Annotated in this window: 23 protein-coding genes; 4 read left to right on the top strand and 19 right to left on the bottom strand. The window is 53.2% G+C overall.

Translation table 11 applies throughout. The features are described from left to right. Nucleotides 1-2 precede the first annotated feature (2 nt). From TAN611_RS01745 to TAN611_RS01710, 8 genes are all read right to left on the bottom strand, one after another. On the bottom strand, nt 3-1,016 hold the full coding sequence (locus tag TAN611_RS01745) for an ArdC family protein (RefSeq protein ID WP_203067188.1): 1,014 nt from the start codon (nt 1,014-1,016) through the stop codon (nt 3-5). Between the two features lie 80 nt (nt 1,017-1,096). Next, complete coding sequence (locus TAN611_RS01740; protein ID WP_203067187.1) at nt 1,097-1,699, bottom strand: DUF3085 domain-containing protein; 603 nt, start codon at nt 1,697-1,699, stop codon at nt 1,097-1,099. Between the two features lie 93 nt (nt 1,700-1,792). After that, a complete protein-coding gene (locus tag TAN611_RS01735; RefSeq protein ID WP_203067186.1) occupies nt 1,793-2,278 on the bottom strand; it encodes a hypothetical protein in 486 nt (161 codons plus the stop codon). Nucleotides 2,279-2,351: 73 nt separating this feature from the next. Further along, the gene (locus TAN611_RS01730; RefSeq protein ID WP_203067185.1) at nt 2,352-2,900 is read right to left on the bottom strand and encodes a hypothetical protein; all 549 of its coding nucleotides are present in this window, start codon (nt 2,898-2,900) and stop codon (nt 2,352-2,354) included. 100 nt (nt 2,901-3,000) lie between these two features. Continuing rightward, nucleotides 3,001-3,369, bottom strand: a complete 369-nt coding sequence (locus TAN611_RS01725; protein WP_187044109.1) for a hypothetical protein — start codon at nt 3,367-3,369, stop codon at nt 3,001-3,003. Between the two features lie 106 nt (nt 3,370-3,475). Then, entirely contained in the window at nt 3,476-3,856 is a 381-nt protein-coding gene (locus tag TAN611_RS01720; protein ID WP_203067184.1) for a hypothetical protein, read from the bottom strand. A gap of 134 nt (nt 3,857-3,990) precedes the next feature. Further along, a complete protein-coding gene (locus tag TAN611_RS01715) occupies nt 3,991-4,284 on the bottom strand; it encodes a hypothetical protein (protein WP_203067183.1) in 294 nt (97 codons plus the stop codon). A 91-nt stretch (nt 4,285-4,375) separates the two neighbouring features. Next, nucleotides 4,376-4,714 carry a hypothetical protein gene (locus tag TAN611_RS01710; protein WP_203067182.1) on the bottom strand — a complete coding sequence of 113 codons (339 nt, stop codon included), beginning with the start codon at nt 4,712-4,714 and terminating at the stop codon, nt 4,376-4,378. 541 nt (nt 4,715-5,255) lie between these two features. On the opposite strand from TAN611_RS01710, the gene TAN611_RS01705 reads away from it, so the two are divergent. Continuing rightward, the gene (locus TAN611_RS01705) at nt 5,256-6,122 is read left to right on the top strand and encodes a tyrosine-type recombinase/integrase (RefSeq protein ID WP_203067181.1); all 867 of its coding nucleotides are present in this window, start codon (nt 5,256-5,258) and stop codon (nt 6,120-6,122) included. A 54-nt stretch (nt 6,123-6,176) separates the two neighbouring features. Here the strand turns inward: TAN611_RS01705 and TAN611_RS01700 are convergent, their stop codons facing one another. Next, nucleotides 6,177-7,064, bottom strand: coding sequence for an integrase domain-containing protein (locus TAN611_RS01700; RefSeq protein ID WP_203067180.1), 888 nt, complete (start codon nt 7,062-7,064; stop codon nt 6,177-6,179). Between the two features lie 1,050 nt (nt 7,065-8,114). Here TAN611_RS01700 and TAN611_RS01695 point away from each other — a divergent pair. Beyond that, nucleotides 8,115-9,182 (top strand): hypothetical protein, encoded by a 1,068-nt coding sequence (locus TAN611_RS01695; protein ID WP_203067179.1) that lies wholly within the window; start codon nt 8,115-8,117, stop codon nt 9,180-9,182. Between the two features lie 303 nt (nt 9,183-9,485). Here the strand turns inward: TAN611_RS01695 and umuC are convergent, their stop codons facing one another. Both umuC and umuD read right to left on the bottom strand, forming a co-directional pair. Then, entirely contained in the window at nt 9,486-10,760 is a 1,275-nt protein-coding gene (gene umuC / locus TAN611_RS01690; protein ID WP_203067178.1) for a translesion error-prone DNA polymerase V subunit UmuC, read from the bottom strand. Nucleotides 10,761-10,762: 2 nt separating this feature from the next. Then, entirely contained in the window at nt 10,763-11,206 is a 444-nt protein-coding gene (umuD, locus tag TAN611_RS01685; protein WP_203067744.1) for a translesion error-prone DNA polymerase V autoproteolytic subunit, read from the bottom strand. A gap of 134 nt (nt 11,207-11,340) precedes the next feature. On the opposite strand from umuD, the gene TAN611_RS01680 reads away from it, so the two are divergent. Together TAN611_RS01680 and TAN611_RS01675 are read left to right on the top strand one after the other, a co-directional pair. After that, nucleotides 11,341-11,577, top strand: a complete 237-nt coding sequence (locus TAN611_RS01680; RefSeq protein ID WP_203067177.1) for a DNA polymerase III subunit theta — start codon at nt 11,341-11,343, stop codon at nt 11,575-11,577. A gap of 59 nt (nt 11,578-11,636) precedes the next feature. Beyond that, on the top strand, nt 11,637-12,035 hold the full coding sequence (locus TAN611_RS01675) for a DUF3742 family protein (RefSeq protein ID WP_238404497.1): 399 nt from the start codon (nt 11,637-11,639) through the stop codon (nt 12,033-12,035). Between the two features lie 39 nt (nt 12,036-12,074). Here TAN611_RS01675 and TAN611_RS01670 read toward each other — a convergent pair whose 3' ends face one another. From TAN611_RS01670 to TAN611_RS01635, 8 genes are all read right to left on the bottom strand, one after another. Further along, the gene (locus tag TAN611_RS01670; RefSeq protein ID WP_203067175.1) at nt 12,075-13,586 is read right to left on the bottom strand and encodes a conjugal transfer protein TraG N-terminal domain-containing protein; all 1,512 of its coding nucleotides are present in this window, start codon (nt 13,584-13,586) and stop codon (nt 12,075-12,077) included. Further along, nucleotides 13,583-13,954, bottom strand: coding sequence for a hypothetical protein (locus TAN611_RS01665; RefSeq protein ID WP_203067174.1), 372 nt, complete (start codon nt 13,952-13,954; stop codon nt 13,583-13,585). The genes TAN611_RS01670 and TAN611_RS01665 overlap by 4 nt, the downstream gene beginning before the upstream one ends. A 14-nt stretch (nt 13,955-13,968) precedes the next feature. Continuing rightward, nucleotides 13,969-15,453 carry an integrating conjugative element protein gene (locus TAN611_RS01660; protein ID WP_203067743.1) on the bottom strand — a complete coding sequence of 495 codons (1,485 nt, stop codon included), beginning with the start codon at nt 15,451-15,453 and terminating at the stop codon, nt 13,969-13,971. Nucleotides 15,454-15,463: 10 nt separating this feature from the next. Beyond that, entirely contained in the window at nt 15,464-16,459 is a 996-nt protein-coding gene (locus tag TAN611_RS01655) for a TIGR03756 family integrating conjugative element protein (RefSeq protein WP_203067173.1), read from the bottom strand. Next, nucleotides 16,459-17,334, bottom strand: coding sequence for a DNA adenine methylase (locus tag TAN611_RS01650; protein WP_203067172.1), 876 nt, complete (start codon nt 17,332-17,334; stop codon nt 16,459-16,461). Before TAN611_RS01650 ends, TAN611_RS01655 begins: the two co-directional genes overlap by 1 nt. Next, nucleotides 17,321-17,737 (bottom strand): TIGR03757 family integrating conjugative element protein, encoded by a 417-nt coding sequence (locus TAN611_RS01645; RefSeq protein ID WP_203067171.1) that lies wholly within the window; start codon nt 17,735-17,737, stop codon nt 17,321-17,323. The genes TAN611_RS01650 and TAN611_RS01645 overlap by 14 nt, the downstream gene beginning before the upstream one ends. A gap of 97 nt (nt 17,738-17,834) precedes the next feature. Further along, the gene (locus TAN611_RS01640; RefSeq protein WP_238404496.1) at nt 17,835-18,218 is read right to left on the bottom strand and encodes a hypothetical protein; all 384 of its coding nucleotides are present in this window, start codon (nt 18,216-18,218) and stop codon (nt 17,835-17,837) included. Nucleotides 18,219-18,238: 20 nt separating this feature from the next. Then, entirely contained in the window at nt 18,239-18,649 is a 411-nt protein-coding gene (locus TAN611_RS01635; protein ID WP_203067169.1) for a hypothetical protein, read from the bottom strand.

Raw genomic sequence — 18,649 nt, 5'->3', positions numbered from 1 at the left:
GTTCAGGCCGCCCGGGCGGCGTCAGTCTTTACCGTTTCTGTCTCTGCCGCCGGCATTAACAGAAATTCGGTCGCCTGACGCGCCTGGCTGCTCGCACGGAACAGCGCGCGTTTGTCTTCCTTCATGATTTTCAGCCACCCTTCCAGGTAGTTCTCATGCTGGACGTCGCCGGCAACGCCGATCCGGGCACAGAGAAATGCACTGCCCAGCTCGGCAACCAGCTCCTCAAACGCATAGACCGGGTCACCCCGCTTACGTGAAGAAGACGTTATCCCCTCCCGGTTAAGACGTGTCGCATGACCGGTGCTGTGCACCAGCTCATGCAGCAACGTCGACCAGTAGTCCGCTTCCGTCTTAAACTGCCGGACTTCCGGCAGCACAATCAGGTCATGGCTCGGGGTGTAAAACGCCCTGTTCTGGTAAACATGCTGAAGGTGAACACCGCAGTCCTCCACCATCGTGCTGACCTGCGCCTGTATTCGCTCATCAACCTGTGGGTCGTCCTCACCCGGCGTGTCTGCCGGCAGTGCGCCAACCACGTCATCCGGGAGTCCGTCGCACTGGCAGACATTGAACAGGTACAGCGGCTTCAGCATCGGGACACGCTCTTTCAGGGCGTTCCCTTCGTCGTCAAACAGCTGCCGGCCATCGGCGTCCTTCGCATCCCTTTCCCACGGCTTGAAGACCACGGCAAGCGTCGCCTTCTCGCCGGCACGCACGTGGCCGCCGGCGGCTTCCGCCTGGAGATAGGTCAGCCAACGGTTAGAGCTGAAGCCCTGGTCACAGGCAGACAACCACAGCAGCAGCACATTGACGCCGCTGTAAAAGTTACCGGTGGTGCCGTTGAGCGGCATCACCGACCCCTGTGCCATCCGGGAACGGTCCGTCTGCCAGGGCTTGCGCCACGGCAGCGTACCGCGCTCGATGGCCGCGATGATTTTGTCCGTCACCTGCTGATACAGGTCGGGACGTTCAGGCCGTTTTTTCGCTGGCCGTGATGATGATGTCTTTTTCATAGGAGACTCCTCAGTAATAAGGCGCACTCCTCCCCTGGCGGCGAAGAATACGCCCCAGGGGACAAAGAATGGGTTAACGATTAATGTGCAGGGAAACGGATCGCTCCTTCCGCATTAACCGTGTCGGCCAGGTGATACAGACGTTCGAACATCGAGAGAAACTCCTCCCTGTCGTCCGGCTTCGCCCGTTTAGCGTCGGTATGACTGGCAGTCGCCAGCAGGTCGATGGCGCTGACGCGCCAGCGTTTATACTCCGCGTTGCCGACGCATGCACGGTAATGGACATGGGCCAGGCGCTGCATGCGATTAATGATATGACGGTACTCGGCCACCGGCACCCAGATGACGGGTGACGCATGCACATGGATCTGGTCGTGCAGCACGTGTATCCAGAGCTCAAAGCCGTCTGAAAGTATTCGTTCCATGCTTTCGTCGGTCAGTTGCAGATGCTCACAAAAGTCGTCGCCTCCCACCAACACGCGGGAGGTTTCGTACCAGGCGTCATCCTTTTCCGGATGACAGCCGTCGGCATATGCTATGTGCTTCACGCGGCCCGTATCGCCACGTTCGGCCACTGCTGATATCAGGTAAACACCGTCGTCTTTGGCCAACGCCAGTTCGCACTGGTTGGCCTTAACTTCGGCTACGACCAGGCGCAATGCCTCAGGGTCAAAGTGCAACATGTTAAGTCTCCTTAAAAAGAAAAAGCGGAGACGGCTTCCCCCGGAGGGGAAACCCCTCCAGGGAAATAAAACGTTATGGCCAGCGCGGTGGTGTTACCACGATGCCCGGAAGTAAAGGTGATCCCGGCTAAAATCGAAGCCGGTCAGTACGCTGTTAACGTACGTTTTCAGTGAGTCGACAAGCATCCAGTACACATCGCCGTAGTCGCGAGAGTCATCGGGGAACTCCTCATGGCAGTTCGCTTCATTCAATCGTGACAACAGCATCTGCAGCATCTGGACGTCGTTGCGGTCGAACGCCATCAGCTCACCGCTTTTGACGTCCCCGACACTGTTGTCCACCCAATGCATCAACGCAGTAAACCCGCGAAAATGACAGGTGTTAACCAGCAGCGGCGGATGGTAGTGATTACACGTTTTGTGGTTGTATATTCGCGGCGCCTGTTCACAGTTACCGCCGTCCTCCAGCCACGCTGGTGAACACGGCACCCAGTCACCAACGGGTGTCCAGTCGCCGTTTACCGGCAACATTGCATAGTCAGCCTTACGCTGACGGAAAAAGTCGATATCAAGCCCCATGGGTCACTCCTCTCGGTAAACAGGCAGGAGCTCCCCTGCAGGGAGGCCCTGCCGGGTAAAATGCGCGCCTTAATCAGGCGACGCGTTGAGTCAACTTTCTGCGTTGGGACAACACCTCATCCATCCACGTAATCACTTGCCAGTGGTACGGAAGGTCGGCATGACACAAACTGTCCCGATACCGTTCAAGGTGCAAACGGATCGAGTTATCCCCCATCGCCGCAGCGTCAACGTATCCCGGAGCTGAAAGCGCCGGACGCTGCAGATGATGACGCAGCCAAATCAGCGGTTGTTCCCAGCCTGACTGGCTGGACAACTCCCGCTCAATGCGCACGCATCCAGGACACAGGTTGTGTATCAGGATGAGTACCAGGCGGTTAAAGAAATCCGATGCCTCATCCCCGGGGACAATCTTCTGCACGGGCAGGTTATCGGCCGGCCATGAAGACAGACGGATACCAGGGCCAGCAAATGCGCCGCCGGCAAACAGCTGCCCTGCGACATCAATACCTGCAGGTCTTGCAGATGCCGGCAGCAACCAGAACATCTCTGTCACCGCCAGGGTAAAATCAATCCACGCGTCCTGGGACGGTGGTGCGTCAAAATACACAGTCGTACTCACGATAAATCCTCCAGAAACAAAAAATGGGGGGATTTATCCCCCGGACGGGAATAAATCCCGTCAGGGTGTACTGCTTACGTGTTACGCAAATCGCCGTACCTCAATACGCTGTATCGAGCGCAGCAATCACTTCGTCAGACTCTCTGTCACGTTTACCCTCCGCCACAGCGCGCTCCCAGACTGACGCGTTAACTTCCTTCCCTATTTTGTCCAGGACATTCATCACATCCTTTCCGGTTTCGGGAAGTGCAGGTAACCCGCTCTTCTGCAGAGCAAACAGGAAATACCCAAACGCAAAGCCGGCGCTATGAACGGCAACCTCAACGAGCGTCATACCGCTTGCCGGATCGCGCTCCACATCAAAACCAAGCCGGTGGAACGCTCGGGCGCTCATCAGCTCGCTTTCGAGCAGGCACAGGTAGCGCAGCATATCGAGAGGGGTTTTCAGGTAATCGATAGTGGTATTCATGGATAAATCCTCGCACGTGGGGGATTTATCCCCTGGCGGGAATAAATCCCCGACAGGGTTGGGCGTCGACCACGGAATAGCCGTCGCAATGTCATTGTTTTCAAATTCAGAAACCGAGCGCAGCTATGGCCTCATCAGCCTCACCGTTAACCTTGCCGTAGGACAAACTCCACGCCCACGCTTCTTTGTGGGCGTCGTTGCCAAGACTGTCCAGGTTGCTCAAGACTTCCCGGCCAGCATCAGACAACGTCGGCAATCTATCCCTCTGCAGGTAGTAGAGAAAGAACCCGAAAGCCTCACCGACACTGATAACCCTATTCTCCAGATCGGTAAGTTCACGAGGTTCATCCCGCTCCTGATCGAGCCCGAGTCGTCGATAGGCTCTTGCGGTATACAGTTCACCTTCAATAGCGCAAAGGTAGAAAAGCACGTCCTGGGACGTCTTGAGGTCGAAAACATTCGTGCGGAAGTTAATGTGCGTATTCATCGGTAAATCCTCTTGTAAGATGGATTTACCCCCTGAACGGGAGTAAATCCCGTCAGGGTATAGGGGGTTAAAGCGACCGCTTTAAAAACGGTAACGCAGTCTGGCCAGATGCTCGGCCTGCTGACAGGCGAGCCCTAACGTTGAAAAGCAGGCTGCAAATCAGCAGATTCAAAACCCCGGCTTGCCGGTATCTTGAGCCGATACTCAGCCCCTTTGACTGGATGCTGCCTATGCCTGAAACAATGGAACAGGCGTTTTCCTAACCAAAATGAGCTAACTTCCTGCGTCTCCATGTACTGCCACACTTCACCAAAATTCTCAGCGACAGTGGGATCCGGCAGTACACGGTTTGCTGCCCGTTTGGCTAATTCTGCCCACATGTAATGCCATTCATTACTGTCGGCGGTGACAAGTGAAATACCATTCATTGGATAATCCTCTTTCAAATGTTGAAATGGAGGATCTATCCCCAGACGGGTATAAATCCCCGTCAGGGTATATGTGGTTAAGGCAAGCGCTTTAGAAGCGGTAACGCAGTCTGGCCAGATGCTCGGCCTGCTGACAGGCGAGCCGGTAGGCCTTTCTGCGCTCGGTATGTTTGCAAGGTAACGCAACACGGCTGCTTGCGTAGGTATATTCACCGCTGTACCAACCTTTGCGCAGCGTCAGTACCGCGTTGACCGAACCATCATCACTGCAGATAACATGTGCACGAACGGCAAAGTTACCTGCTGCATTGACGTACCAGTCAGTAAACCGCGGCGGCGCCATGCGAAAAGGTATTCGCTGAACGGCCGTTATGACACGGTGCAGGGTTGAGATGAAATCAGGAACAGCTGAAGAAGTAAAAGCGGACATAGTGTATCTCCTGTAAGGGGAAACACCAGCCCGAGGGGAAGGTATCTCCCCGGGGGATTGGACTGCGGTAATCGCAATCGTCAGCACATCAATGATGTCAGCCTTAATCATCAAAAACAGATGACATCTACTCTCAAAGGCGGGCAGATGTACTACACCGTAAACGGTGTGCTCCCTTTCAAGCTACGGAAGCGTTCTTTTGTCACTACCCGAAGGCGGTCCTCGCAAGTGACTGGACCATTGGTGGCTGTCTGTCGACAGCAGGGTCACCCGAAAGCGCTCATCACAGACCCACTGAGCATTGGTGGTTGTCCGAAGACAACAAGTAAGCCTGTTCATTTTCAGAGCAAACCTGAGATGTGTCAACCCCCGAGAAACGATATACTGGCACTCGACCATTCAGTGAATGCTCCATGCCACAACGTCACTATGCAGGTAACAGGCCAGGCTCTCGCGATGGATAACTAAAGCAGAAGACAGGCCGCGTTCCCCACGTCAGCGGGGATTCTGACTATTTTGTCAGGCTGATTAGGATATCAACATGCATAACGTCACCCCGTCATGGGTGCAATCCAACGATAAAACGGTCGAGCAACTTATCGTTGTTTATATGGCATCCCTGAATAGTCGTAATTACCAGAAAAAAACACTGATGAATAAATGCGCCATTCTAAGGAGGTTTAACGAAAAATTTGGAAAACAACGTGTAAGTCTGATAACACCCAAATTACTGCAGTCATTTATTAGGTCATACTCTGACTTGGGTTTACATAGTGCAGCCCAAACTGCGCATGGCGTCATATCAGACCTGTTCCGCGAGGCATGGTTAGAAGGGTGGGTGTTATTTAGCCCTGCACTGCCCTTGCGCGCTCCGGCCAACATGATAAAGCGGTCACGCCTGGACGTCGATTCGTGGAAAATAATTTATGATGTCGCTCAAAACCTTCGCCGTGCATATATGCCATTCGCGATGAAACTGGCGCTCACTACAGGCCAGCGTCGAGGTGATATTGCCAAAATGCGCAGATGTAATATCCATGATGGACATCTTCATATCCTGCAGCAGAAAACCGGATACAAGTTGGCATTACCCCTGGAGCTTGAAAATCCAGTGATAGGACAAACGCTTGGGGAGATTATAGAGCAATGTCCTGGGCGTGATTTTTTATTAGGGGATCGGGAAGTACATGCGTTTTCATTATCAATCGGTTTTCGCATAGCCAGAAATCGAGCGCTACCGGATGCCTGGGAGCATCCACCGAGCTTTCATGAACAACGCTCTTTATCGGAGAGGATTTATAGGAAAATGAACATTGACACACAGAGGCTACTTGGTCATCGAAACCCTGCAATGACGAGTAAGTATAATAATGACCGTGGCCTTGAGTGGAACAGGCTGAAACTTTAACAATTAGGTTTGTGAGGTCGCAGCCCTGTGTGAGCTGCGACCGTTTAACACTACTTACTCAATATCATTTTTAAAATAGACTTGTCGAATATAACGCCCCCGACCATCCCCATGACCTAAATCCATCGAGACCAATGCATTTGCTTCTTCTCTGCTCATGCCATTTTTAACGTGATGCGTTACAGCATCCCTGGCATAGGCATATCTCAAACTATGGGGCGCATCCTTTCCAGTCATACCAGCCTCACGTACGATATTTCTGTATCGTTCTATCGCGGTATGCAGAGACGGCTTATCAATCAGCTTTCCTCTATTCTCACCACAATGCTTTATCGCCTTATCCAAAATGGACAAGACCTTCTCGCGATTAAATACTGTTGTTTCCCGGGCCCGCCCCCCTTTCGTCCCGAAAATGACCTTAACCCTATCATTGCCATTCAAAATGGACTGCTTCCAGGTTTTTAGTGATTTGGCGGACTGGACTGTTTCTTCTGTTCTCAATCCCAGGTAACGGGACAACTGCACACCTATTGCTACGCCCTCATCTTTTTTAAACGCATAGCTAACAATTGCGGCTAACTTATCATCCGGAAGTGGTGTTTTAGTTCCGTCGCGACTTGCCCCTGAGATACCTAATGCCTGGTTACTCAATTTCTCATGCGAAGGATCAGCGAGTTTATTCCGTCCTGCAACTGACATGATCGAACGTACCGCTGCCATTTCATTTTGGAGTGTACGTTTTGACATATCTTCAGCCATACGGCTACTAATATACTTTTCGATATGAGACGTCTTGACGTGTTTTACATCACGGATTTGGATATTTAATTTCGCAAGGCGTTCAGCAAAACGCTCTGCTATTCTCGAGCGGTCTGCGACAGTTTTAAAACTTCCTCGTCCCTGGCGGGCGAGCGTAACCAGCTGCTTGCTGAGCTTTGACATAACTTCTCCTCCCACGGGATACACACCCCTCTGCTTTCCACAAAGCTGACGGATCTGTATCCCGATAATTTCAACCCCGACGACACGGTTACTTTTGCGCTTCCTGCGTCTCGACGGGTATCTGTGCATCGGGGCGGCGAAATGTTGAGTTATTTCGAAGCTCCCCAGGTCTCTGACCTGTTCGCGGCTTACGCCGGGCTGACGTTCGTCAGACTGCTTCCACACACTACTGTTCGTAGTGTCGCCATCGATACCGAGTCGATTTCCTCCTTTTAGATAGTGAAACGTTCAAAACGGTGTTTCCGTCGTAATTACGTTGAAGTTAATGAGTGTTTAAAACCGTACTGACACGGACTACGTGTTGGTCAGATGGTAGTAAAACGTTGAAAGCCACGTTGTGCGTGGGTTGAGACGTTATGCGCTACGCGCGTCACTTGGTAGTGTCTTCGCCACTTCACAAGTGACGCGCGCTCCTCTGCTCCTAATGAGACTCACGTAAGCGGCCAAATGTACCAAATGGCCTTATACGTGCGTTCAAAAGTCGCATCGTCAGCAACACGTCATAAAAGCTTTAACAGCTTTAAAGAAGTTAGCGATATCAGTCTGTTGCGACTGAATCTCCCAGGCAAGGACTGCCCTATGTAGATGTGTGCCAGGCTAACAGCGCCATGGCATTGAGATGACTTTTCAGCAGCCTTAACCGCTCCGAATACTACGTTGAATGAGCGATATCTGCTCCCAAAGGCGGGCAGATGTACCACACCATACCTGGCGCGCTCCCTCTCAGGCTACGGAAGCTTTCTTTTGCCATCACCCGAAGGCGATCCTCACAGATGGCCGGATCATTGGTGGCTGTCTAACAACAGCAGGGTCACCCGAAGGCGCTCATCGCAGACCCATTGAGCATTGGTGGTCGTCCGAAGACGACGGTACAACCCGGATAGGGTAAGCGATCCAACAGAATTTCGTCAATAACTTGACTTGTCCTTGCTGACTTTCTATTGTGTATTACACTACACATAAACGTATTTCACCAATAAAAGGCTTAACATGAAAGTACCATCCTCATTTCGGTTTCCAGAGCGATTAATGAATAGTTTAAAGGCTCGTGCAGAGTCACGTAACAAATCGTTAACAGAACATGTCCAGACCGTTCTGGAAGCCAGCCTGGATAACGAAGACTTTGAAAAAAAGCATTACTTTGAGCTGATGGAAACGCCAGAGAAAAGTATATCCGACATTTACATAAAGCTCTTCAGTGCAATCAACACGCAGGCCACGCGACTAAGCCTGTCCGAAATAAAGTTTATGATGCACTATTGTCATCAAGCCTACCTTTACCATAGCCATGCTGTAAGCAATGACTACATCAGAACCATTATTAATATTTCCCTTGACCTTGTCAGAACCTCGTTACGGCATAAAATAACATTTGATAAACACTATGTTTATCGCTGTTTAGACCTCTCTGATGAAAATCTTGATGAAACCATGAAAGCCATAGAAGAAGCCGTCAACAAGTGTGTAGACGGTACTTATGCAGAATACCTTACCCGTCCATTAGAAAGTGGTGCATTTAACTTGCCGCAGTACCCAAAGGAAGCCATAGACCACATCTTCACTAAAGAAAGATTACAGAAACTTTTCCCACTGGTCACTCGAGGGATTATTGCCACAAAGAAAGAATCCTGGAGGATAAAAGAACTTGCTCAAAATACACTTTCACACCGGGTCGAATTCAATGTCGATGATTTAAACTTCTCCATAGTCTGCCATGGAAATGAAATAAGTCACGATGACCCTGCTTCGGTGTTCTTTGTCATAGAAGGGAAGAACTTCATCAAGCCCTATAAATTAAAGCGCTTGCTTGCAATCATCCGTTTAATAAACCGTGACGAACTAGAAGGATTTTCGACTTCATATAATGACTCCGATAAAGTTTCCGTTTGGCCACCATCACACATGAGCCAGTATGGAACAATTGATATTGATTCACTCAGGTTGCTGTATAAGCCAGAGCTTTACAATGAATTTAAAGTGAAGTTCATGGATGCCATTAAAGATGAACAAATGTCGGCTATACTAGATGCAATGAAGATAATGCACGGGGATATCTGATCCTTTCAACTACTTTGGAGATCACAATGTTAAAAATGATTTTCGTCTCACTTGCCACCTTATTAAGCCTTGGCCTCGCGATCCTAGGCATCATTAACCTAAACAAACCACTTGAAAGCGACGTATATCAGTTCTTTATCAGTCTGCCTGAGGTTAGTTATATGTTTATTCTTGTCGGCCTCATTGGTGTCTTGTTGGGGGGCAAGGAGATCAGAGCTATTCTAAGGTAATCGTGGCGTGACTATTCTCCATACGAGCCTGGCATTTGGGCACAGTAAGTGCCCTTGCCTTTCCTGACGATTCTTAACACCTTACTTTGAGTATATCTGCATACTTGGTTGTCCGGCATGGCGACAAATGCTCCCGTCTCATCTTCCAGTCTGCTTTCGCACTCTGTATTCCTTGCCCGGCAAACCATATTTTCGCTTTTCCCGAACCATTTATTCTGTCCAATAGTTCCATTAATTTATCTCCGTTATGCTGGGGTTGATATTCATCAAATAATGTCAGTTGGGATACCTTCCCGCTACGAAAATCAGTCAGTATTACGCCTGCCCGATGATAACGATGCCCCGGGATAAATACAGCGTCTAACGCTTTGAGCGCAGCGCCAATGATGTCCCTGGTATCCTGAGTCGCCACGGCTAATTCGGTTGAAGCCTGGTTCTTATAAAATATCTCGTTTTCAGCAAATGGGCTGGTACTGACAAAAACACCGATCCTTTTGCAATACTGGTGCTCTGCCCGTAGCTTTTCAGCTGCACGCTCCGCATGTGCGCAAATTGCCTGGTGCACGCTGTCCTCATCCGTTGGTTTTTCACCAAAAGAACGGGAGCAAATGATCTGTTCTTTAGGCGCCGCAAACTCCTCCAGGCCCAGACACGATATTCCGTTTAGCTCCCGAACGGTCCTTTCGACCACTACGGAAAACTGTTTGCGTGCGAATGCCGGCGAGAGTCTGGAAAGTTTCAGCGCAGTGTCGATACCCATCATCTGCAGCTTTTTGGCCAACTGTCTGCCGATCCCCCAAATCTCCTCTACCGGCACCAGGGCCATCAGCTTTTCCTGGCGCTGCCGGCAGCTCAAGTCAACGACCCCCTTTGTCGCCGGCCATCGTTTACTGGCGTACTGGGCCAGCTTGGCCAGCGTCTTCGTCGGGGCGATCCCGACGCCCACTGTCAGATGCGTGCGAAGCTGTATCTGCTCACGCAGCTGCTGGCCGAACTCGTCAAGCGCGGTCAGTCTCCTCATCCCAGTGAGATCACAGAATGCCTCGTCGATACTGTATATTTCGACGCGAGGGGTCAGTTGCTGCAAAATAGTCATGACTCTGTCAGACATGTCAGAATACAGACTATAATTGCTGGAAAAGGCCACTACGCCTCTGCGTTCGGCCTCCCTGGCCACCTTGAACCAGGGGTCCCCCATTTTGTATCCGAGCCGTTTGGCTGCAGCCGATCTCGCAATAATACAGCCGTCGTTGTTGGACAAAACTACGACTGGCTTCCCCCTTAAATCCGGCCGAAATACGGTCTCGCAGGATGCATAGAAGCTGTTGACATCAACCAGGGCAAACATGGTCAGGAATCCCGCGATTTAAAGCTGTGGACGAGATGGCGTACAACGCCAAACACTACGGTATCGACATCCTCCGTCAGGGGGATCGGTGAATATTCCGGGTTGGCCGGCAGCAATGCCGGCATCGGCAGTAACTGGAGTCGTTTACAGGTGAACTCACCGTCAACGGCCGCAATGACAATGTCACCGTGACGCGCTTGGCGAATGCACTCGACAACCAGGAGATCTCCATCACGAATGCCGGCGTTCTGCATTGAATTACCCTCGGCACGAACCAGGTATGTGCTCTCCGGGTAGCGGATACAGAAGTCATCCAGCGACAGACGTTTTTCGACATAGTCCTGCGCCGGCGACGGGAAACCGCACGATACCCCGTCACCAAAAATCGGGATCCCGGCCCTCTTCTTCTGCGGATCTGCTTGCATTTCAAGGGCGGTATAAGCCATCAGGTACATAGCTCACCTTTATGAATAAACTGTACATACATACAGTATAATGATAAGAATTTTACTATGACAAGGGAGAAATCAGGCAGGAGCAGCAACGCGATGAGTTACAATGAGAAAAAGGAGACCTGACGATGACCCACTCATACAACCTGGCCAACTTGTCCAAAGAGGATATGGATAAGGTGAACGTCGACCTGGCTGCCGGCGGCGTTGCTTTCAAGGAGCGCTACAATATGCCGGTGATCGCCGAGCTGGTAGAAGCTGAGCAGCCTGAACATCTGAGGGCTTATTTCAAAGAACGCCTGGCACATCATCGTACACAAAAAGACAGGCTTGGTCGCTTGCTACCTGAGGAACCAGGCAAATAGCAATTGATTGTTATTTAAGCTAAGATAGGATTAGGCTATCACCGAGTTAAGGAGTGATGATGAACGATACAACACAGCACCACGCCTATCAGCGCGGTGTGCGTATGGCAAATCTATGGAAGCGTCTCAAAAGTACCATTCTGAAGTGGGATTCTTACTGTGTTGCTAAAGCAAGCAGCTATAAGCTACCAGGCTGGATTGGGCACTCCCCTATCGTTATAGCATTTCTCTCCTCCCTTACTGCAGCCTTGCTAGGAGGTGTGGTTATTGCAGGATGTTTACTGTTTATATGGGCTATCGCATTCATATTGCAACAGGTGAACCAAACATCCTCCCACGCAACTGACTCTGAGAATTTTGATTCAGATAATAATGAGTCTTTTACAGAGTATAGAGATGGTAACCAAGGGTTTGGACTATATTGCGGAGAATATCGGATTGACCAGGAGGATGAATAAGAAGGCTGAATCAATCAGCCCTCTAGTACAGTGATTATATTACAGCTTTACTGTTCTTTTCATAGTGTCGACTGCCTGCCCTCCTGTATCTTGTGCTTTCTTTGACCCAGCATTTACAGCATTACCAATCGCTTGCCCTGCACTAATACCGGCCCATGAAAGCGCGGCCATCCAAACTGTCGGTAACACGATGAACATAGTTCCCATCACCAGATTCATGATCAGGTCATCGGAGCTGTTCTGGAAGCCGGCCACGTTCCAACGACTGTGCGAGTCTGAGCTGTAAAGTGCTTCCAACGTCCAGCTGTCCAGCCAACGTGCCAGCTCCCACCAGAACGTCAGGAAGTTCAGTGCGAACACCACAAACGTCACGGTGATCACCGTTTTGTACTCATAGGCCGCAAAGGCCAGAATAAGCGGTACCATGATATACACCGCCATCAGCAGGACAGCCTGCACCATCGGCAAGGCCTGTCGCATGGCATCAAAGGCCGGGAAGGCCGCCAGGCTCCCCAGAGCTGTACCACCGAGTGAGGCCATACGCGTCACTGCGTTGTCACCTGTGAAGTCTGCGTTACCGCCATAGCCGGCATAAGCGCGCCCGCCCTGGGAAACCGTCAGGTTATCCGGGCTGACCAGGCGACGCACCACCGCCTCCTTGTAGTCGGCGTTGTTCTCACCCATCATCTTGAGCGCGGCGGACATCCGCAGCATCACACCCGGATCAACCTGTTTCACTACCCGGGCTTCCAGGCCGGTGTCGGCCGCCGACCACCACTCGCTGCAGGTCGGATACCCACCCCGGCCGGTGTTCGGCCGGCCACTGTCCCGTGATTCGTTCCATGGGAAGCTGGCGCGCGGCGTCTTCGACTGCAGGTTGTTGTAGTACCCGCCATTCAGGAAGGTTTTCGAGCCCAACCATTCGATATCACGCAGCGTCGCCTTGTCCGTTGTCTGTCCCTGGTCACGGTTCTGCCAGGTGTACAGCGCCAATGCGTAGCAGTCATTGGTGAAGTCCTGCAACTCCTTCGCCAGCGCCGGGTTATTGACCCGGCTGTGCTGGACCTCAAAACGCACCTGACGCAGGTCTGGCCGGCAGGGAATGCTGGCCACGGCCGCAGACGTAATCCCCTTCGACAGCTTATGGACGACCAGCCACCACACCGGTACCTTCGCCGTCTGGCCGTTCATGCTCGACATCATGCTGGCGTACCCGGTTTCATCCGGTTTCTTCGGCGTCCAGGTACCGCAGGTGCTCGCTCGGCTGCTGTCATACTTGATGGTGTCCAGGCTGACGTTCATCAGCGGCAGGCAGCAGGCAAGCATCACAAAGAAGGCTCCGTACAGCAGGTTCTCGATGCGCGGCAGGGACAACATCCCCTTGTTACCTTCATCTTCCCCCTCCTCACGGACTTTCAGCCAGATGCCGACAACCTTGAACAGCAGCGGCAGCACAAACAGCCCGGTGCTGACCAGCAGCTCCCACAGGCCGTTGTTCACAATCCAACCGAGGAGCGTCAGGAAATACTCCAGATAACTATTGGTCATCATAGCGTCAGCCCTCCGCCGAAGATGGAGTATTCACACGCCAGGGCAAAGACCGCGCACGCGATGGCCATGCGCTTGAGGGGCTGCCGGTGTTCCGGTTTAACGCCCGGAGCATGCCAGATTTTCCAAAATCCCCAGGCCAGCACGGCATAAAGCGCCAGGCGCCAGAACAGCCAGCCGTAACGGGTACTGTGCACCCAGCTACGTAGCGCGGTGGTTTCACCGGGGTGAGTAACGCCCCAGTGCGCGAGCCCCAGCGCCATGACCATGGCCACCACAAGCATGGCAAGCAGCTGCAGGGCGCGTTTCGCGCCCCGACCAAACCTGCCGCCCCGGCGGGGCAGCAGGTCTTTCTTCTCTGATTCAGTCATAGTTATCTCCACGCTCACTGGTCAGTTTCCGGTACCGCCAGCTGATTAAACTTGGTATCCGGGCTGTCTGCAGACTGACGCTGCGGGTTGGTTTCAGCGCGGTTGTTCTCGCGATCGATAATGGTCAGCACCGCATTGCGGGAGATTTCGCGTTTCATCTCCATCTCGTTTTTCAGCGCCGTGATTTCCCGATCGAGCGCTTCGATGCGGCGATCACCTTCCTGCATCGCCACCTTCTGCGCAGCCGCATTCGGTTCGGACATACCGGTGGTGATCATGCGGCGCATCAGGAAGGCGGTCTCGATGGTATCGGCCATCGCCAGCTCGCTGGCGAGACGCCCGACCAGGGCAGCATTGTCCGGGTCACGCTGCAGTGCACGCACAACGCCGGCGGTCACCGCCAGGCTGCCGGATTTGAGCTTGGCCAGGTTCGCAGCCGTCGGTTTTTCAGCGCCGTTAACCAGTTTGGCCAACTGCTCATTATTGCTTTTGGTGGCCTCCTCGAGCATCGGAGCAAAACCGGTGCCGGCCACGGTGCTGCCCGGCTGCTCATCGCCTTCACCACTGGTGCATTGCGATGCGTCTTTACAGGTGCGTAATGACGTGTCACCCAACACCTTCACCACCGCAGCGGCGGCCTCCTCGCTGCTGGCGTATTTGGCGCAGGCGCCGCCTGTGCAGCTGCTGCCGGACACGCCGGAGGTACTGGTGACAGGCAGCGCATTCATCATGTTGTAGCCGGCTGCTGCCAGGTCATGGGTCGGCTTGATGGCCGGCTGGCCAGAGCCACCGCGTTTCTGCCCGCCGATCCAGGTCTGCCCGGACTGGCCGGTCACTTTCTCCGTCGCATTCATCGAGCGGACGGCATCGCCGCCGCTGCTGTTGACCAGGCTTTTGGCCTCTTCCATCGCAGCCGCCTGGCTCCAGGCGCCAGTATCCGCCATATCCATCATGCGTTTGGAAAGGTTCTGGCAGTTGAGCTGTGCCTTGTCGAAGGCAACCCCCCCCTGCAGTACCCCGTTGGTCAGCATTTCATACAGCCCCGGGTTGGCGCGCTGGATAGCCATCGCCGGCAGGCTGGCCACCGCACCGGTGGCGCCCTGGATAACGTCACTCATCAGGTTTTTGAACCCGTCGGTGACACCGTTAAGCTGGTTGCCGATCGTCGTTTTCAGGTCGAAGTTGCCGCACATCAAATCCGAACTCCAGCCCAGGTTCATGCCCAGCCGCTGCATGTTGCCGCGTGTCGCCGGCTGCGAAATTACCGAGCCGCCGCCCAGCGAGTAGAACAGTTTGTCAGACACCGCGCCGCTGGCGCTCTTTCCGTACCCGACATTGCTGTCATTGACCTGCGGCAGCGAAACGCCAAACAGCGTACCGTTGTCGTCATTGTCATCAGCGTGCGCACTCATTGTGCCGGCCAGCGCCAGGCTGCCGGCAATCAGCAGAGACAGCAGACTGCGCCGTCCCCGTAAAAATGTATGCATCGTGTTATTCATCATTCAGACCTCAGAAATCCGTGCTGTAGAGGAAACGCTGCCCGCGGCGCTGGCAGCAGCTGTAGGGTTGCCACAGGGCAAAGGCGGCGTTGGCATCTGCCGCCGGCGGATGGTCGCCGTCCGGGAAGACCGCACAGGACTGGCTCAACTGCGGAGAAAGACGCTGCCATTTGTGGTTGCGGGTGCCGGTATTCTCCTGAACGGAACCCGGTGGCCAGTACCCTTCCGAGCGCTGGCCAATCAATGGCTGGTACACGTGAGGCTGGCCGGAGCGGGTAATGATGTCAGCCACCCGCTGCGCCACGACGGCGCCGGCCTTGTCGTCATCAACCTGGGTCACGAACCCCGACCGGGGATAGACGTTCCCCCACATATTGGAGCCGGCCTGGCTGCCAATCTCGCGTTGACCAGGCACCAGGGCTTCGGGATACAGGGACTCGGGCATGCCGGTACGCCATGCCAGGCTGTCGAGCGTGCTGAGGAAATACGGCACAAACGGCATGGCGGCGCTGCGGCAGGAATACCCGGGGATGCTGCCGCCAATGATCGACGTCGCCGGGTGGCCAATCGCATCAGAGTATTTGAAATGCAGGTTGGTCTTGCGCTGACCGGGGGTTTTCAGCTCGTTATTACCGCCGCCGGCGGATACGCCGCTCAAAGCGCCGGTAATGCTGCTTTCCAGGCCGCCGGAGGCCTGGCTGACCATCGACATCTCACGCCAGGGATTGCCGCCCTGACTGTTGTAGGTCGAGACCACCGCTTCCGGAATAAAGTGCGTCACCTTGACCGAGGTTCGCACCGTACAGCCATGAAAACCGCAGAACAGCCAGTAACAGATACCGCTGACTCGCCAGCTGATACATGACGGCGATACGGCGCTGGCAACAATCTGCGCGGTGTTGAGCGCTGCCAGCGTGGCCGGCGCCGAGGCCGTCAACAATACGGTGCCCACCCCGGCCGCGCAAAACGCGCGTTTCAGTTTCGAAGGACTCTGCGAACCTCTCATCACACACCTCCTGCCGGCTGCAGCGCCAGCACAGTCTGAGCCGCCACACCGTGTTCACGGGACGACGCAATATTTGGGTTTAACCACAAACACTCCGTGCGCCGTACTGAGCCGGCGCGGCCATTCGCTATTGTGATTCGGGAAACGCATGCCCAATCCGGCAGCAGGTCGCTGTAGAGAGAATTTGGATAACCACACAAGATGACCTTCCCGCGAAGCTGTCTGAGGCAGTTCAGCAACGTGAGATGGTCAACATCTGTCATGTCATGTCGGTAAGCGCTGTTCTTGGCGACCTGGACGCGGGTATCGTGCAAATAAGGCGGGTCAACAAAGTGCAGAGTGTCAGGTGTGTCATGGTCCTGCATACACTGAACCGCATCACGGTTCTCGACCAGCACGCCGGCAAAGCGGCTGGCTACGGCAGCAAGATTATCCGGCTGACAGGCCCATACACGCTGTGCGGTTGTGCTGTTGCGGCGGGTATCCAGACGAAAACCGGTCACGCCGCGAGTTGCCCCCGCGCTGCCGAATCCCATCGTTGCCCTAACTACCAACCGACGCGCCTGTTCAACAGCGTCAGAGCTCGGGGAGTAAGCCGCCCTGAATTCATCCCGAGAATAGGGAGTCAGCGCACAGACATGTGCCAGGCGCTTGCTCATAGCCGGGTCACGCAGCACACGGAACAGGTTCACCACATCGCCATCGAGGTCGTTATACACCTCGGCATCACTGGCGGCTTTCCTCAGCAACACCGACGCCGCGCCACCAAAGGGCTCCACATAACAACGGTGAGCAGGAAAGTAGCTGATGATCCAGGGAGCCAGCCGCCACTTTCCACCGTGATAGCGGATGACGGGATGCTTAATTGCCTGCATGCGTCCCTCCTCCCGCCTGTTGGCGCAGCGCTACAGCCTGAGCAACATCTGCAGTGCCGTACACCACGTCGGTGTCGTCAAACACCACCGCCGGCACTTTTTTGACGCCCAACTCCCAGGCGTGCACCACTGCACGGTAAACCGTGGCCAACTGCTGCTCGTTCGCCTGCCATTGCGGGGATTTAAGTACGGCCTGCGCCTGGCGCTCGGCCTCGTCGGGGTTTGACGACAGCTCACCAAACAGTTGCTTTTGCAACTGTTCCGGGCCGTCAAGATAAATCACGGATACCGACGTATCGATGTTGGTCGGGGGATGGTGAGAATCGGTATAGAGTACCGTGCCGGCAAGCACCGATGCCGGCATCAGCAGAGGGAACAACGTCAGCAACGTGCTGATTTTCATGGCGTGCACTCCTGCATGGATAGAATCCACACAGGGTGCTACGACATGGTCAGAAAGGCAGCAAAGAAGTCTTTATTGGATTATGAAAATTTTAATCTCATGAAAATATAAGGGTTGTCTTACTGCCGTTGAAAATTGCTTCAAGATACTTTCGTAACAGAGCAATTTTTTCAGGCGTATTACACACCGTTTCAGAGAACACACCTTCGAGCTTCGAGCAACCGAAATGCTCATGTGAATCAGGCGTGATAACCACATCTAAACGGTCAGAATGCAAAATTACCTTCTCGATCGCTGCCGATGCTTCATAAGCAGACTGTGATGTTTGCAGACCAATCCCCTCATCAATTGAGTCATTATCTTCATCATCCAACCGAGTAATGATTAGATAATTCACAGGCGACTGCTCATTATCGCCCAGAGCAACAGTGAGCGCATCGTCCTCTTCATAACATACCAGTACCAAGGCTTCGAATTTCATCAGGCTCATTAGCACCTTAGCTAATCCAAAATTAATGAAATTTTCTCATTGGATTCATCAATGGCACAGGACAACTCAAACACTCCCTGAGGGATCGAAAAGTCTTGGATTTTCTCTCTGTTACGCAAGGCTTCTACATCAAAATCCGCCAAGTACCCCATACCGCAGATGCTCAATTTACCCTCTGATTTGAACACACCAAGTTTGGAGGTATCCTCCGCAGGCTGCGAACACTGCAGGGATACCTCATATAACCCCTCAGGCACTTCAAAAATAGGGAGGATGATCCCCGCTTCGGTCAGCTTATCTGCCTCATCATTCGTCGTCATAAAGGTGAGCAAATCCTTTCCTATACCGTTCTCTTTCATGAAAGACAGCAACGGCTGTTCAGAGAAAACAACGAAACCATAGAGTTCCGGAAATAATTTCAT

The sequence above is a fragment of the Serratia sp. Tan611 genome (assembly GCF_905188235.1).
Classification (GTDB): domain Bacteria; phylum Pseudomonadota; class Gammaproteobacteria; order Enterobacterales; family Enterobacteriaceae; genus Serratia_B; species Serratia_B rhizosphaerae.
This window is presented reverse-complemented; position numbering and strand designations above follow the sequence as displayed.

Coding starts and splice junctions, on each gene's coding strand:
- TAN611_RS01635 (WP_203067169.1), bottom strand. CDS start 18,649: ATGAAATTATTTCCGGAACTCTATGGTTTCGTTGTTTTCTCTGAACAG.
- TAN611_RS01740 (WP_203067187.1), bottom strand. CDS start 1,699: ATGTTGCACTTTGACCCTGAGGCATTGCGCCTGGTCGTAGCCGAAGTT.
- TAN611_RS01640 (WP_238404496.1), bottom strand. CDS start 18,218: ATGAAATTCGAAGCCTTGGTACTGGTATGTTATGAAGAGGACGATGCG.
- umuC (WP_203067178.1), bottom strand. CDS start 10,760: ATGTTTGCCCTGGTTGATGTCAACAGCTTCTATGCATCCTGCGAGACC.
- TAN611_RS01720 (WP_203067184.1), bottom strand. CDS start 3,856: ATGAATACGCACATTAACTTCCGCACGAATGTTTTCGACCTCAAGACG.
- umuD (WP_203067744.1), bottom strand. CDS start 11,206: ATGGCTTATACCGCCCTTGAAATGCAAGCAGATCCGCAGAAGAAGAGG.
- TAN611_RS01705 (WP_203067181.1), top strand. CDS start 5,256: ATGCATAACGTCACCCCGTCATGGGTGCAATCCAACGATAAAACGGTC.
- TAN611_RS01745 (WP_203067188.1), bottom strand. CDS start 1,016: ATGAAAAAGACATCATCATCACGGCCAGCGAAAAAACGGCCTGAACGT.
- TAN611_RS01725 (WP_187044109.1), bottom strand. CDS start 3,369: ATGAATACCACTATCGATTACCTGAAAACCCCTCTCGATATGCTGCGC.
- TAN611_RS01645 (WP_203067171.1), bottom strand. CDS start 17,737: ATGAAAATCAGCACGTTGCTGACGTTGTTCCCTCTGCTGATGCCGGCA.
- TAN611_RS01670 (WP_203067175.1), bottom strand. CDS start 13,586: ATGATGACCAATAGTTATCTGGAGTATTTCCTGACGCTCCTCGGTTGG.
- TAN611_RS01680 (WP_203067177.1), top strand. CDS start 11,341: ATGACCCACTCATACAACCTGGCCAACTTGTCCAAAGAGGATATGGAT.
- TAN611_RS01710 (WP_203067182.1), bottom strand. CDS start 4,714: ATGTCCGCTTTTACTTCTTCAGCTGTTCCTGATTTCATCTCAACCCTG.
- TAN611_RS01650 (WP_203067172.1), bottom strand. CDS start 17,334: ATGCAGGCAATTAAGCATCCCGTCATCCGCTATCACGGTGGAAAGTGG.
- TAN611_RS01655 (WP_203067173.1), bottom strand. CDS start 16,459: ATGAGAGGTTCGCAGAGTCCTTCGAAACTGAAACGCGCGTTTTGCGCG.
- TAN611_RS01715 (WP_203067183.1), bottom strand. CDS start 4,284: ATGAATGGTATTTCACTTGTCACCGCCGACAGTAATGAATGGCATTAC.
- TAN611_RS01695 (WP_203067179.1), top strand. CDS start 8,115: ATGAAAGTACCATCCTCATTTCGGTTTCCAGAGCGATTAATGAATAGT.
- TAN611_RS01735 (WP_203067186.1), bottom strand. CDS start 2,278: ATGGGGCTTGATATCGACTTTTTCCGTCAGCGTAAGGCTGACTATGCA.
- TAN611_RS01675 (WP_238404497.1), top strand. CDS start 11,637: ATGAACGATACAACACAGCACCACGCCTATCAGCGCGGTGTGCGTATG.
- TAN611_RS01700 (WP_203067180.1), bottom strand. CDS start 7,064: ATGTCAAAGCTCAGCAAGCAGCTGGTTACGCTCGCCCGCCAGGGACGA.
- TAN611_RS01665 (WP_203067174.1), bottom strand. CDS start 13,954: ATGACTGAATCAGAGAAGAAAGACCTGCTGCCCCGCCGGGGCGGCAGG.
- TAN611_RS01660 (WP_203067743.1), bottom strand. CDS start 15,453: ATGAATAACACGATGCATACATTTTTACGGGGACGGCGCAGTCTGCTG.